Source organism: Paenibacillus nuruki (assembly GCF_001721045.1).
GTDB classification, from domain to species: Bacteria; Bacillota; Bacilli; order Paenibacillales; family Paenibacillaceae; genus Saccharibacillus; species Saccharibacillus nuruki.
In genome coordinates, this window is the sequence record NZ_MDER01000038.1 from 86,599 (window position 1) to 103,693 (window position 17,095).

The window sequence follows — 17,095 nt, forward strand, 5'->3', positions numbered from 1 at the left end:
ATTGCAACCCAAACAAAACGATTATTGATATACCATAATCGTTTTGTTGTTGTTCCATAATGGCAACTCTGGTTGTCCTATCGTCTCAATCATTACAAGCTGATCTAAAGTATTTGTTAAAAGTAACTCAAGGGCTTGATTAGCTTCTGGTGGCTCAATAGAACCAATTCCTTTGTTTGCCATACTCTGTTGAACTTCTGGAGATACAACGGATCCAACATTTCCCCAATATCCCCAGTTCATCACTTTAACTGCACATGAGAAAGACTGTGATAATTGACGGGCAAAAGCATCCATATACGTACAACCCGCTACATAATTACTTTGTCCTGGTAATTTCATAAATGAATTTAAAGAAGAAAAAAATAACACAAAATCTAATGATTCTTTAGCGAATACCTGTGCCATATTTACACTGATATTTAATTTGGGTGCAAGCCCTTTACAGAATTGTTGCTCATCCATATTTGCCAAACTACGATCAGACAAGACCAGAGCAGAATGAATGACTCCATCAATACGATTATAATGTTGCTTGATCTGCTGATATGCTAGCTGTAATTGATTAATATCTGTAGCATCCCCCGAAATATATAAAGGCTGTGGTCCCCAACGAGCCAGTCGATCTAACTGAGCTTGAATCTGTTGATTTTTTTCTTTTCTTCCTATCCATATCACATGGGCATTATACTTACGAATCATATATTCGCTCCATACTTCACCTATTCCGCCAGAACCACCAATAATCACGTAGACTCCACCTTGACGATATATCGTAGATGTGGTGTTTTGTTCATATTCGACAGCTAGTAATTCCTGACGATACCATTCATGTTCACGAAATAGATAAGCATCTCCTTGCGGATCAGGTGCAAGAGATAAAATACTTTCAATTGGAATATCTGCTCCTATTTCCATATCCACTAGACGAATATGCCAGTGACTATATTCTTTGGCAAGCGATCCAATATATCCATGTAATGCAGCTTGTGCGGGATTAATAGCATCAAATGGATGGATACTTTGTGCTTGATAGGTGAGTACAGTTACATGTAATGATCGGCTCCCATAACCAAGTGCTAACAAACTTTTAACGAAGCGAAAAAATAGAAGAACTTCTTTTTCTTGAAAAGTGATACTTTGTTGCTCACTGGCATATGGCATAGATTCCGAAGAAGCAGACCATATGATATGATCGATTTCTTTGAATATAGATAACTGATTATTTATGCCATCAATCGATTGATTAGGATCTAGAGACACTATATTTATATTTGGAATATACTGTGACCACATTTCTGACATGCTAGATTGATTATGGATATAAACGACAGTTTCTATAGACTCCGATAAATCTGTTGTAGGAATACTGTCGAGCATCTCCCACACTGGCGTAAACATCATTGTTGCTGTATTTGAAGTCGCCCGAGTATCTGTACTTGTATAAGGCTGCTCGGTAGTATGATCGGATTGCATGCGACGTGTAACAAATTCTTTTAATCGTATACATACGGTTCCTTGCTGATTGCAAATATTAATATCCAATCTAGGCATAGGATCATGAGAATGACTACCTGCACTGTATTGAATATGCACCCACATCTCTGGATCACAGTTCTCTACTACTTCGAGCCTTTGTAGAGCAAAAGGAAGAGACGGTACACTCATAGATGTATCAAATCCTGTAGTTAATCCTATAGAAGCTTGCAACGCCCCATCAAGCAGAGCAGGGTGAAGAATATAAGGTTGAATTGTATTTTTAAATACATCTGGTAAAGATAATTTAGCTATCAGTTGATTCGAACCTAAAGATACATGCTGTATGGTCTGATGAGCAACACCATAGGATAATCCCATCGCAGTAAATGCTCTGTAACATTCAGCAGCAGACCATTGTTTTAGCTGACAATCTTGTTGAATAGACTGGATATCGATGACTTCCTTTTGCAATGCAATATCAAATGTCGCTCTACCTTGACTACATAAGCGCCATTCTTGTTGATCTTGCTCACTATAAATCTCATAACTAATCTCTTCTACATGTTCCAATTGCAGATTAATATGCACTGATTTAGGCGCATGTTCGATAGAAATAGGATTCGCCCATACTATATGAGTTAATGCAAAAGACAAAGGCAGTTCAGTATTCGAACCTCTTGATAAAGGCATAGAGTGTTTGACTGCTTGTAAAGCCATTTCCAAATGAGCTGCTCCAGGCAATACTGCTATACCTTGTACTTGATGATGTTCTAAGAAAAATTCTTTTCCGCTAAATATAGATGTAAACTTCTGTTCTTGTAGTCTTGAATCATTATGATGTAATAAAGGATGAAGTAATTCTGCTTTAGTATCAGATTGAAACTGTAATGGGGTATCTATACTAGATACCGTTTCTGCTGGCTTATACCAATACTTTTCTTTGGCAAATGGATATACCGGTAAAGACATGCGTTGCGGGCGAGTCTCATTATCGTTATAGGCTAACGACCAATTGATATCTACACCCTGTACCCATAACTCTAATAATTGAGGATATTTTCTTTTGCGAATCCATGATGTCAGGGTAGCTTGCATATCCTCGTCTGACCATTGCGCTTTTATTGACTTACTATTTGTAGCATCGCCTTTATACACATTTGTAGATGTATCAATAGGATCAAGGCTCTGTTTTATATGTTGTTTCAATTCATCTATAGAGGACACTAGGATAGCCAGACGAAACTCCATTGCTTCCCTGCCAACTTGTAAAGTATAGGCTATATTAGATAATTGATTCTCATCTAGAGAAGAGCGTTCCAATTGTTGAAGCAAGCGTTTTGTTACTACCTGTAGCCGTTCTTCTGTACGAGCAGACAACAGAATAGCTACAGGACTGTTAGAATCCTGAGATACATAGACTGGTCGTTGCACAGATGTAGGAATATATTCTGCAACAACAAGATGTGCATTTGCTCCCCCTGCACCAAAAGAAGAAATACCCGCTATTCTCGGTATTTCTTCTTGACGACCATTAACTTCAATTTGTGGTCTATTCCATGTTGTTAATTGTTGTTGAACATGAAAAGGAGTCTGTTCAAACTTAATATTAGGATTCAATCTCTCCGAATGCAGAGATGGTACTAATTGATGATGTTGTAATTGTAATAATATTTTACTTAATCCCGCTATGCCTGCTGCACTTTCACAATGGCCAATATTAGACTTAATTGAACCAATAGCACAAAATTGTGTATCTGTAGTATCCTGTTCAAATGCTCTTCGTAATCCTTCAATTTCAATAGGGTCACCCAAAGCTGTACCTGTACCATGAGCTTCGATATAACTAATCATTCGTGCATCTATTCCAGATGTTTGAATAGCATCTGCAACAACTTTGGATTGAAGCGCTGGATTAGGAACCGTATACCCTTTTGTTTTACCACCTGCATTAATCATGCTACCTTTAATTACACCATAGATATGATCACCATCTTGTATGGCTTGATGAAGTGGCTTTAATACAATGGCTCCTACACCTTCTCCATCGACAAACCCATCAGCAGATTCTCCAAATGAACGGCATTGTTCTCCAGAGGAAAGCATATTTTTATCACATAATCGCTCATAGTGTACAGGATCAACAATCAAATTCACCCCACCAGCAATCGCACATTCACTGGTTCCACTATACAAACTATCTAATGCTAAATGAATAGCTGTTAATGATGATGAACAAGCCGTATCAACCGCCAGACTAGGTCCAACAAAATTAAAGCTATAAGAGACTCGATTGGCAATAGACCAGTACGATGATCCTGTAGGATAATTTCCATTCATCACACCTACAAACACGCCTACTTTTTGTGAATGACTGAGTTGTTGTGGAATATAGCCAGCATCTTCAATACAAGAGTACGCAATTTGTAAAAATTGTCGTTCTTGAGGATCCATTTGTTCTGCTTCTTTGGGAGAAATATAAAAAAATAGAGGATCAAAAGTATCGATTCCTTTGATAAATCCTCCCCATTTACTATAAGAGAATCCTGTTTGCCCTTTTTCAGGATGATAATGTTGTTGCCATTCCCAGCGATCAGCAGGTATTTCAGTAATCGCACTTTTGCCTTCTTGCAATTGATTCCAGAATTCAGTCATATCATCTGTTTGTGCATATCTACCGGCTAATCCAATAATAGCGATATCTGGCTTGATGGAATCCTTAGATTCTGGTGATGTGATCGTTTCAGATTCAAGTAATGGCTCTGTAGGAACAACAGAAGAAGGCTGAATAACTGGCTCTATCACATCTACTTTTTCCCCTAACATAGTTATCAACGCTTCATAACGATGAGTTATAAAATAATCCACTAATGTAGCTATAGTAGAGTATTCAAAAAAGAGCACGCTACTCACATGCTCTTCCATCACTTTATTAAGTTCATCTGTTAATTGAATAATCAAAATAGAATCCATACCGTACATTTCTAGTTCTTCACTGACATCTATACTATCGGGTTCCACTTCCAAAATCTGTCCAATGACTATTTTGAAATGGTCCATACTTTTCTGTTTTAATAATTCTTCAGTCTGATGCGGTACCATTGGTTTCGCAATGACTTTATTTGAGATATCTTCTATACTTTTAGATTGTTCAATGATTTCATTTTGATGATTGTCTTTTGGAGCGTTGTTCTCTTTTTTCTGACGAATCACCCCGTCACTTAAAGCCGTTATCACCTGTTGTCCCAAAAATTCAGTCTCTACAGTTGGATAAGCAATATGTTGATATCCCTCTTGTTCCAATACATTACGCCATTGTGCAGGAGTTAATAACGGACACCCCGGAATCCGTAATATAGGATCTTCGTATAACCACCATCCCTGAAGCAGACCAAAAGTAACATGATTAAATAGCGAATATTCAATAATTTCATTAATAATCATCATACCGTCTTTTTTCAATAATGCTTTGGCATTACGTAATGTTAAACGAATATCGCGCGTAGCGTGTAATACATTAGTAGCTACAACGATATCATAACCACCTATATCAATCTGTTGATTCAGCATGGACTCTTCAATATTTAGAAGATGATATGTTAAATAATCATAATGAATCCCATAATGTTTACGAGCATGATTAAGAAACGATTTGGAAATATCAGTATAAGCATATTCAGCTATATATTGCGTATACGGCTGTAATCTAGAAAATAAAAGCGCACTTGTTCCGCCTGTTCCTGCTCCAATTTCCAAAATGCGTAATGATTTGGACGGGATCGTCTGATCCATGTGTTCGATTTGAGCAATCACTTGATCGGCAACAATATGATTAAAATGATCTGCTATGTTATTGTTTTTGTAGATCCCTTCTACTAAATCCATAGAAGCGTGTGAAAACATCAAGTCTGTTGCTGGCTTATGACCATGCAAAATATCGGGCAGAGAAAGTAGCATCGTTTCAGCTAAGATAATTTTGGCACGCATATTAGAATCTTGTAACCATTTTTCTTTATAATCTGCCCAGTTGCGCCATAACTCATCCGTATTGATCAAAGGAACCGAATATTGTGTTAAAACAGTTGTAGTTTGTTGTAGCCACTTCATATACATTTGATTCGTTTTAGGAAGTAAGTCTAACAGTTCAGAAATAGGCATATCTGCTGTATAGCCTATTTTTTGCATCTGTACATATAATAATTGAACAAGCCATCGATTGAGTTCGTCTAACTGTTGCTGTTGATTGTATAGTTGTTCATTATCAGACATAAAAATCTCCCTTTTCTTATCATTGTATAATCATTAATTCGTGTTCATTGAGATGATACACATTACGTTCATCTATTTGTTTGACCAATCCTATTTGCTGAAATGGAGAGACAAGCAACCATTCTAACGCTTGCATAGCTTCTTGAGGTTCAATAGAACCAATACCCTGCTTGAGCATACGTTCACGATAATTTCTTGATGCTACTGTACCTACGTTTCCCCAATATCCCCAATTCATAACTTTTACAGAACAAGTCCAATGACTCGATAAATATTGAGCAAATGAGTCTTTAAATGTACATCCTGCTGCGTAATTACTTTGTCCTGCTGGTTTGGCAAATGCGTTGATTGAAGAAAAAAACAATACAAAATCAAGCGATACCTTTTGAAATACATGTTCTATACTAGCGCATACATTGACTTTGGCAGTTAATGCTCCTCGAAATCGTTCTTCATCCATCTGAATTACTGTATTATCTAACAAAGCAATCGCCGCATGAATAACACCGTTAATCTGAGGATAATGCTTTATTATTTCTTGATAGACACGTTCCAACTCATCGGGATTGGCTGCATCTGCACTTATATATTCAGGCGCTGTTCCATACTGTGATAAATGACGCAAGCTTGCTTCAATCTGTTGAGTGATACGACGTCTACCTATCCAAATAATCTTCGCCTGATACTCACGTATCATATACTCACTCCATACTTCTCCAATTCCGCCCGCACCACCAATCACTATATAGACGCCATTTTTACGATAAGCAGTTTGTTGAATAGCTTTATACTGAACAGGAATGAGTTGCTGTTCGTGCCACTGCGATCTGCGATAGCTGATTATATTACCATCAGGATTTGTAGGCAAAGAAAAAAGAAGTTGCCAATCTATCGTTTCTGTTTGCTCAAGATCAACCACACGAAAGCGCCAATTTTTGATTTCTTTAGCCAGCGAACCGATGAAGCCGCTAATACTACTTTGAATAGGTTTGACCTCTTCAGAAGGAAATACATATTGCGTATTCATAGTGACGATAGTCCATTCCAAACCATGACGATCATAATGGTGTTGAAGTAAACTTTTGATCAGTCGAAACAATCGAATAACGCCTTGTTCTTGTCCATATATGATAGCTTTACTATGAGTGGTCTCTAATGGGGGATCAGAAGCTATCCATACTATATGATCTAACTGATCATACAAAAGTATAGATTGATTGATAGAATCAATCGTCTGATCTGTGTCCCATTGCCACCGTATAGCATTCGGATAAGAAGAAATAGCATTCCACTGTATATCGGAACTTCCTATAACCAGTATTTTCTGTAAATTGATTATAGAAGTATCCAGAGCTACTATCTTATCTGTTGAGAAAGTATCCCAGATAGGTGCAAACATAGTTAAATGTTCAGGTAATTCAGTCCATACAGGTACAACAGTGGGTTCTAATAATTGTCCTTCTAAAGTTCTGGCTGTATATTTTGAAATGCGTATACATAGTTGCCCCGAATCATTATAGAGAGTAATATCTAACTTCTGCACTTTATCTTGAGCAGTTGTTCCTTCGCTCCAACAAATACGTGCCCACATCGTAGACGTACAAGCTTGAATATACTCTAACTCTTCCAAAGCAAAAGGTAACTGAGGTTTTCCTTTCAAATTCGTACCCTCTTGAGACATTGTAAATAGAATAGCGGCTTGGAATGCTGAGTCAAGCATAGTGGGATGCAGTATATAGTCTGATAACGTATTTTCTATCCGAGTTGGAAGCTTGATCCGAGCTACTGCTTGCTTCTGATCGATCCATAAATAATCGATACCTTGATGACTGTCGCCATAATTCAGCCCCCATTGATTCAGCTTTTTATAGCAGGTTGTATCATCCCATTGTTGTTCTGTACACAATCGTTTGAGTTCTTCAGGATCTATATTTAATTCATTAGATACAGAATGATTCTTCATAGTAACCATCCCGTGACCGCATATAGGAAGGCTCGAATCATGATGTCGCATAGCAATTTCATAACGTAGTTGTTCTTGTTTCTCAGAATGTAGATGAACCTGTACATCAATAGGTTTATCTGTAATATAGATAGGTTGATTCCATGTCACATGACGCAATACAAAGCCAGTACGCACTTTCGCTAACATCCCGCTTGCTTTTTGAAGCGCCGCAACAGCCATTTCCAAATAAGCTACACCCGGTAGAACAGCAATTCCTTGCACATGATGATGCAATAAAAAAAACTCTTCTCCTGTAAATGTAGATTGAAAAGAAATTTGGTCTGCTGTAGATCTATTTTGTTGTAACATCGGATGTGCTGCAATGTCGTTTAGCCTAGACTTTTGAGCTGTGGGTAGATTAGATTTCAGTCGAAATGTGCTACGCTGAAATGCATATAAAGGTAAACTGACTTTAGTATAAGATTGATTGTCATACACTACATCCCATCGAATATCTACACCATTCAGCCATAATTGTAATAATTGCTCTTCATAATCGCCATCTAAGCTAATTAAAGATTCTTTGTTAGTTATCATGCTCTGTGCAATCAGATCTTCCACTAATGTAGATGAATCATACTCTGCACCGACTAGATAGGCTAACCAATCGGAAGGATGATCTATTTCGTTTAAAGTGCGATTATGCGTATATAGTATAGAGTAATTATGTTGCTTATTTATATTATTTAGTTGTTTGGACAATGAATAGGCTATTTGTTCATCGTTCTGATTAGAATAAAGAACAATTTCTAAAGCATCTTGTTTGCTAATGATCTCATCGTCTAATAAATCTATTAATTCTTGCCATGCTTGATGATCAAAAGTATAAGGCTCAGACAAATTCCATTTTTGTTTCAGTTTGCGTAAAGAATGCACAATAATCAACAACAGCATCATGTTGATATGAGTGATAGGATAATCAGACTTTATTTGTTCGTCTTGAATAAGACATTTCACAATATCGATGTTATATTTTTCCTGTGTGATCTTATTCCATTCATCTAGCAATGATTTAAACGTATACTGATGAGCATATAATATTTTAGCTTTTGTTATATATTCTTGTTGAACAAGTAATATATGTTGATCTTGTGCAAGTTCTGATAGTTGCTTGGATAGATATTGAACGTATTGAGCATCCCCTATCAAAGGCATAATAGACTGACCATTTCCTATATATAAAGGAACAGAGGGGCGCTTAAAAACAATCTCTTCTTTATTTTGTTGATTAAGCAATAGCTTGATAATCGTTGTGATCGGTAAAACCTCACTAATGGCTAGTCCAACCCATGTGCCTTTGCCAAATACGGTAACCCATTCTGGTGTTCTCGTTAATTCAATCAACATACAAGCATAACTATACCCGCTTATAAATGTATATAATTCGCTATTCTCTTCAAGCCAAATATCCTGATAATATCCTTCAATCTTTTGAGAATCTTCTGTAAATTGTTGAAGAATATTTAGCAGTTCTGCTTGTTTTTGTTTGTATAAATGATTATTTATAGCACTTGATGTGATATCAGCATACCCTTTCCAAGATGAGAATCTGGTATCTAAGCTCCAATTAGGCATTTCAGCTTTGACAATATGAGAAGCAGCGATTTCCAACCATTTTTTGATGTCGTTGATAGATGAGACGGTACTACCTACTCGATAAGAAAAAGATTCTCTACCTTGCAAAAGAGTTCGACAAATATCCTTCAACGAATATTCATGTTCATCTATATTCTGAATCCAACTTTTCCAGTTCTCAATCAATTGCTTAAGACTTGGAATAGTTTTAGCAGATAATACAATAAATGGAGCGGGTGGTGTACTGAGTGAAGATTCTACAACAGCATCCCTTTCACTAACAACTGAACGATACTCTTCTAACAAGACATGAGAATTAACACCACCAAATCCAAAAGAACTTATTCCTGCTCGTAAAGGTTGATCTGAATCTATGCGTTCCCATACACTACATTTTGTAGTGACTTGAAATGGAGTTGATTCAAAATCAATAATAGGATTAAGGGTTTGGATATTTAGAGATGGCGGTATCTTTTTGTGCTTCATCATCATTAAGACTTTAATTATTCCTGCCATTCCAGCTGCACTTTCCAAATGTCCAATATTGGTTTTGACAGAACCGATCTGGCAAAATCCGTTATTTAAAGTATCTGTCCGAAAAGCTTGAGTTAACGCTTCGATTTCGATAGGATCACCTAATGATGTACCTGTACCATGAGCTTCTATATAATTTATAGTCGATGCTTTCACACCAGCAGATTGATAGGCAGCTTGAATAACTTTTTGTTGAGCTTCCATTTTGGGAGCAGTCAAAGAAACACTTTTACCTACATGATTAACAGCGGACCCTCGGATCACTCCATAAATATGGTTCCCATCTTCTATCGCTTGATCAAGTCGCTGTAATAACAGTACAGCCACCCCATCACCAGGTACATAACCATTCGCTTGTTGATCAAATGTTTTGCACTGTCCATCTGGACTAAGCATTCTAGACTGAGCAAAGGAAACATATTTCATCGGATGTAAATTTAGATTAACGGCCGAGGCGATAGCATAATCACAATCATGATCAATCAATGCGCGTCTGGCTTCATGGACAGCCACTAGAGATGAAGCACAAGCGGCGTTAATCGGCATACTCATTCCTTTTAGATTTAAAATGTATGAGATTCGATTAGTTAACAAACTTTCATATGTACCTAAGCAGGCATAGCTATCTATATTCTCATGATTCAAACTGCTTATTTCTTGTAAATAATCAGCTGACATGATACCTGCGTAGACAGAAGTAATTTGTTGTTGCAAATGTAATAATGAAATACCAGAATCCTCAATACAGTGCCAGGTCTCCTCTAACAACAATCGTTGCTGAGGATCCATGTTGTTTACTTCACGTGGCGAAATATTGAAGAATCGATGATCAAAATCGTATACATGATCTATCGCTCCACACCATTTACTATTGGTTTTGCCTGCTTTGAGCACATCGGCAGAGTAATAGTCTTGAATATTCCAACGATCCGCAGGAATTTCTTGAATAGAATTAACACCTGCTTCAAGATTGTCCCAAAATTCATCATATCCGTTCGCATCTGGAAAACGACAAGATATTCCTACAATAGCGATATCTGTTTTTTTCGAGTCCATTACTCTTCACCTCCGTGAAATTAAGGTTTCATAATACCTGCAAAACGAAGCAAATATGAAAATGATGGTGATTTATCACTATAGCCTGATGTGGTTAGCATTTGGGCTTCGAGAAGATTTGGACAATGACCCATACGACGAAAAGCAGCATTACGTAATTTGATAAAAGAACTATTTTTAACAAACCAACAGAAAGTATGTGCTGTGCTATTTTGCTGAATTAACTTTACATATTTACGTCTTTTCTTTTCGTAAGAACGTAACATCGATTCAGAATAATTTTCAGTAGACAATGCTTCTGTTAACGTTTGACTAAGCTCCATCGCACCTTGAATCGCCAGATTCATGCCTTGTCCTAGCGCTGGGCTCAATGCATGACAAGCATCACCCAAAAGAACTGCACCGTCTACAGCCCACTTATCTGTCTCCAGATAAAATGCAGGTATAGACTGAACTTGTTTGAAATCGGTGATCTGTGTTAACTCTTGCTGAAGATGTGGACAAAGAGATACAAGCAATTGACGCAAAGAATCAATCCCGTCGTCTTTGATACTCTGCCATAGCTCTTTACGAAGTGCGAGATAGACACGAGTACGTTTACCAGGCAAAGGAAATACACCACAGCTTACCCCGCTTCCAAAAAAGAAACTGGCTTCTGCTGGTGGCTCTTCTTCCATATGAAAAGTAAAAGCAAACATTTTAGCTTTTTTCTCTTCATATGGATATAGATGATGCTTAATTCCTAATTGTTCCCTAATCTTAGACTTAATACCGTCTGAACCTACTACGACTTTGCTATGAATGATCATAGCTTCTCCATCAGTCGTTGCTTCTAGCCCTATCACTTTTCCATTATCGTATAATAGCTGCTGAGCATTGACTCCAGCGTAGAAATGAACATTAGGAAGAGCAACCGCAGCATTAAATATACCTTCATGAATTTTATGATGATCTCCATTTAAAGCATATTGAATAGGAATATTCATTGTGCTGTAATCTCCAGTAAAACAGCGTTTCCCACCTACTGTTCCATAATGAACTTTAGTTACCAGTGCACAATGCTTACGAATTTCAGGAAGTACATCTAGCCCTTTTAAAAGTTCTATCGTAACAGGCTGTAAAAAATCACCTTTCGGTATAGGCTTAAATTGTTTTAAACGCTCTACTAAAGTAACATCATGACCTTTTTTGCCCATAGCTAGAGCTAATGCTACACCTGCAATTCCACCACCGACAATCAATACATCTGTATTTATATGCATTCATTTGACTCCTTCACCTTAGGGTTATTGGTATCTACTGGTTATGAAGCAGGCGATGATTTAGTAAATCCGCAGTTTCGTTCATTAACTTATCTGCTATCTGGTCTACATGTCTTTGTTGCCAGTGTTCAAGTAAAGTGCCTTGTACCCACTGATTAAATGCACCTAATGCAGGTCCGCAGTATACTTGATAATCTACTTTGGATTCCTGATCTCCATGTAATGCCAACTCTGTAGAGTAGGTAAAATACCACTTAAACAGCAAAGCCATTTTTGCTTTGGGGCTACGTTCAGCACGTTCAATTTCTTGCGTACTATGCGTTTTTTTTACATCATCATAGATATCTGCAAAACTTTTTTTGAAATATTGTTCTTGTAATCTTGCTTTGGTCTTCTCATCAATATCTTCAATTGCATTATACTGACGATATAATTCATATAATTTATTGGCACGTGCTGGAAAATATAACCCCTTTTTTAGCACCTGTACTTTCGCTCCTAATTCAAACATATCTCCAGCAGGTGCATATTCTGTATCTTGTACATTAATGTGTTGAAGTAATTCTTTTACTGTTGTACTGGTTCCCGCTTCGACAGTGCATTGATTAATAGAGCCTGTCAAAATGAAATCGGCTCCCATAACGAATACTGCTGCCGCCGCTTCTGGTGTACCAATCCCTCCAGCAGCGCCTACTCTTATTTTTCGAGGATATGAGTATTGTTTCATGATTGTGGTTCTCAGACTAAGGAGTGAAGGCAATAAAGCCATCATAACTGCACTATCCGTATAACCACCTGAATCTGCCTCTGCACAAATATCATCTGCCATTGGGATTTTTTTAGCCCAATTTGCTTGTTCCGCTGTAATGTGTCGACTTTGCACCAATTGATCTAATATATGTTGAGGTGGTGGACTCATAAATAAAGTCGCTATCTCTGGACGTGAACATTTAGCGATGATGCGATGAGAGGTCTTTATTTCACCATTAGAATTAAGTGATACACCAGACACCCGATAGTATACAAGCGCTGTTGTCATCGTTAAAAACCCTTTGGCTTCTATGATATTTACTTGATGCTTTAATAAAAGTTCGACCAATTGTTGTTCCATATCTGGTTGAACTTGATTATGTAAAAAATTCACTCCGTACGACTCTCCATGCCGAAGTGTTTGCTGGACGGCAACAATATCAGCTTCAATCCGTTCCATCGTTAGTCCTCCAGTGCCTAGAAAAGCAAGGCAACCAAAAGAGGCTAATGTACTCACCATACGTACAGATGCAATTCCGCCGTACATTCCACCAGCTATATAAGCCAATTTGAGATTGTATTCTTTTTTAAATTCATGACAACCTAGTGTAGAAGCATCATAACGGTGTGCTGTTGATGTAGGCACTTCTTGTTGCGGTGGCTCTACAATGGATTCTTCTATAATCAATGGGCTAGCCTCCCGCTGAATGGCTGCCACCATATTAGTAACCGCTTTTCCAGGCCCTACTTGGATAATTTCTTGTACTCCTTTTCCCATTAAGTAACGTATACTATCTGTCCACTGTACGGATGAGGTGATTTGTTGAATCATACACTCATATAGATTATTGGATTCATAGGGACGCGCATATACATTTGAAATGACAGGGATAGCAGGCATATTAAAATGAAATTGCTTTAGATAATCAGCAAATTTTTGTTGCACGTTTGCCATATACCTAGAGTGAAAAGCTGCACTGACTTTAAGCATTACATAATTTGTAGCTCCCTGTTGTTCAAATATAGATTGTGCTTGTACAAGATCATCTTTAGGCCCGGAGATCACAATTTGTGAAGGTGTATTGAGATTAGCTATATCGATAGTGCTAAGTCGGTTTTCTTTTAAAATTCGTTCTATGCTAGCCTGATCAAGACCGACAACCGCTGCCATTGCCCCACCGTTTGCTTCTCCCATAAGTGCGCCCCGATATTGGACGATTTTTAGACCGGTTGCAAAATCAAACACGCCTGCTGCTAATAATGCATTGAATTCACCTAGGCTATGGCCAGCTACGTAATCAGGAGTCTTGTTCTCTTTTATCATGGTGTAGTACATAAGTGCATTGACTACGTATAGTGCTGGTTGAGTAAAAGAAGTATGTCCGATTTGATTTTGAGTATCCTTTAGACAAAGTTCTTCCATCGAATAGCCAAGGATTTCATTAGCTTGAGCTATTAACTCTGGAAATTCAGCAAAATATTCTTTACCCATACCTTTATATTGTGATCCCTGTCCTGGAAATACATAGGCTCTCATAAGCTGTTCTCCTCCTTGTGATTGAGACGGTACAGATGAATAAGGTGTGGAATGATGAACCCTATTCGATTGATTGAATAGACGTTCTATATTCACGTTCTCATCCAAAGCAGGACCAAGAATGACCGTTGTGGATGATAAAGAATGAGTATTTAGATTGCGTTTGACTAGAGTTGATAATGTTCCTCCAGGGCTATTATCGATATACATATGTGGAGCAGAGGATTCTATATATTGAATCGTTTGTTGGAATAAAATAGGTTGCCTTGCTACTTGCCAAAAATGGTCTGGTTGGATAGCTGTAACTAAACCTCCTTGCAAACATGACAAGTAAGGGATGGTCGGTTTTTGAAATGATATGGTTCTTAAAAATTCTAAATACGGTTGCTCTGCTGGATCAATAGCAGGTGAATGAAAAGCAAATGATACAGGTAGTAACTGGCAAGCGATAGATTGTTGAGCAAGATATTTCTGAATGATTACTAATCTATCTACAGATCCAGAAATAACAAAATGCCCGTCATAGCTGACGGACACCAGTGTACAATATTCTATGTCTGGTAGTTGATCATAGATAGAAATAGGTGATAACACAGTTAACATAGACCCCGTCGCACAATACTGTTCAAAACATTTGGCTTGCTGGATCACGCATCTAAGAGCAGTTGAAGCATCTAACACACCTGCAATCGTAGCCGCTGCAAATTCACCAAGACTACTTCCTAACACATAATCCGGTCGTATTCCACGTGTAATTAATACTTGTGCTAATGCATATTCCACCATGAAAATAGCAGGATGCGACAGCAAAGTACGTGTGAATTGCTGGCTATTGCGAAATTCATTATTGTAAATCGTATGTACAATAGAAATATCAATCATTTCTATCACTATTTTGTCCAAATCAAGCATAATCTGACGATACTGAAGATCTTGATCAAATAATTTTTTGGCCATTTGATAATATTGAGAACCTTGACCGGAAAACATAAATATATTTTTTTTATTCATCGGATACCTCCCGTCTATGTTGGATAATTTGCTTCATTTTGAGACAAAAATGGCCTCGAAGGCATAGCTCTCCCAGGTCGTCTACTGTTATGTACACTACGAAATTTTTTACATATTTTCCTTTGATTTTATGTAACGTGCCGAAACAACGATTAGATATCATCAAAAGATTGGGTATAACTAAAGATAAAATAATTTGCCTGTTAAGTAAATACCTTTTTGTGTAAAATAAGTAACTTAAAGCGATTTAACATTTGATGTAAACTTGATGAATAGTGAACAAAAAGACGTACTTTATATCCATTTATTTGAATATTATGAAATAATAATAATTTTTATATATCCGTTAACAATATAATGCAAACGATTGTGCGTGTCAATATTCAACAAAAAAACTGACCCTTGAAACAAGGATCAGTTCGGTATACGTTGATTATTTGGAAAGTTCGATATAACGTTCTACTTGTGCAACAACTTCTTCAATAGATGCACCTTCTACGCTCACGATTGGGAAATCATACAATCCAGTGTCACTATCATTTTGAACACGAACAACACCTACATCGTATCCTTTTAATTCTTGATCGCTGTTGACTAGATCAACTTGATGTCCTTTACCTTCTAATACTTCTTTAATATCGTCAAATGGTTTTTCTACAGCAATTTTAGCCATGATAGTTACCCTCCAAAAGTATATTTTTATATTTCGTTATGCTCTATTCTATGATTCACCAACTATATGTATAATGAACCATATTGTGCAATTTGGTATACTAATGTGAATTGTATTTATCCATTTTCGGCTATAGTGCGGATAACTTAATATAGTAAGGAGTTTAGGATAGTGAAGGTATTATTTCAAAATGAAGCGCAACTCTCTGTATATGAAACAAACGAATTTTATCATGAAAAAGGATGGTTTCGGATTCTTCAATTTGCGAATGAAGATATACAAGGGGCAATCGATCTGCATCATCCAGAGCGTATCCTTTTTGAATATCCACGTGCTATGATTCATCTCATGGAGCTTAACAATTCAGAGTTTCAAGATGTGTTTGTGATTGGTCATGGAATAGGAACGATTGCGAGTCACTATCCAGACAACACCTTTCGGATTGCTGAGATTGATCCTTTGGTAGTAGAACTGAGCCAGACTTATTTCAATTATGCGATAAATAATGTACGCATCGGAGATGGCAGAGCATTGCTTTCGTCAGAGAACGATCATCAGTATGACTATATTATTTTAGACGCTTTTACGACAGAAGGTACTCCGCAACATTTGATCTCTTTATCATTTTTTCAAATGACTGCTACCAAGTTACATGATAAAGGGTACTTGATGATCAACCTGATCGGTAAAGCGAATCATGATCGGCTTATCAATGCGATCTCAACGACGTTGTATGAGGTCTATCCACATGTACAATGTTTCGCTCTACCTGCTGAAGGAACATCTGATATGCAAAATATGATTATGATCGCTGGTTATCAGCCTATACGATATCAGGGTCGTCATATGGCTGGTTTTGAGAGTAAATCACTAGGACAGGGCTATATTATTGAAGATGAATAAAAGGATATCGAAACACAAAAAGGACTTGTTATGGTACAGACGAG

General features: G+C 37.3%; 6 protein-coding genes. 1 reads left to right on the forward strand and 5 read right to left on the reverse strand.

Features of this window, described 5'->3' with window-relative positions; genetic code table 11:
- Nucleotides 1–21: 21 nt before the first annotated feature.
- The 5 genes from PTI45_RS10875 to PTI45_RS10895 form a co-directional block, all read right to left on the reverse strand.
- A complete protein-coding gene (locus tag PTI45_RS10875; protein WP_069327601.1) occupies nucleotides 22–5,745 on the reverse strand; it encodes a type I polyketide synthase in 5,724 nt (1,907 codons plus the stop codon).
- Nucleotides 5,746–5,764: 19 nt separating this feature from the next.
- Nucleotides 5,765–10,915, reverse strand: coding sequence for an SDR family NAD(P)-dependent oxidoreductase (locus PTI45_RS10880; protein WP_069327602.1), 5,151 nt, complete (start codon nucleotides 10,913–10,915; stop codon nucleotides 5,765–5,767).
- 20 nt (nucleotides 10,916–10,935) lie between these two features.
- Nucleotides 10,936–12,177 (reverse strand): FAD-dependent oxidoreductase, encoded by a 1,242-nt coding sequence (locus tag PTI45_RS10885; protein WP_069327603.1) that lies wholly within the window; start codon nucleotides 12,175–12,177, stop codon nucleotides 10,936–10,938.
- Nucleotides 12,178–12,211: 34 nt separating this feature from the next.
- The gene (gene fabD, locus PTI45_RS10890; protein WP_069327604.1) at nucleotides 12,212–15,475 is read right to left on the reverse strand and encodes an ACP S-malonyltransferase; all 3,264 of its coding nucleotides are present in this window, start codon (nucleotides 15,473–15,475) and stop codon (nucleotides 12,212–12,214) included.
- 433 nt (nucleotides 15,476–15,908) lie between these two features.
- On the reverse strand, nucleotides 15,909–16,148 hold the full coding sequence (locus PTI45_RS10895; protein WP_069327605.1) for a YkuS family protein: 240 nt from the start codon (nucleotides 16,146–16,148) through the stop codon (nucleotides 15,909–15,911).
- Nucleotides 16,149–16,319: 171 nt separating this feature from the next.
- Between PTI45_RS10895 and PTI45_RS10900 the strand changes: the two genes are divergently transcribed.
- Nucleotides 16,320–17,051 carry a spermidine synthase gene (locus PTI45_RS10900; protein WP_069327606.1) on the forward strand — a complete coding sequence of 244 codons (732 nt, stop codon included), beginning with the start codon at nucleotides 16,320–16,322 and terminating at the stop codon, nucleotides 17,049–17,051.
- Nucleotides 17,052–17,095: the final 44 nt, after the last annotated feature.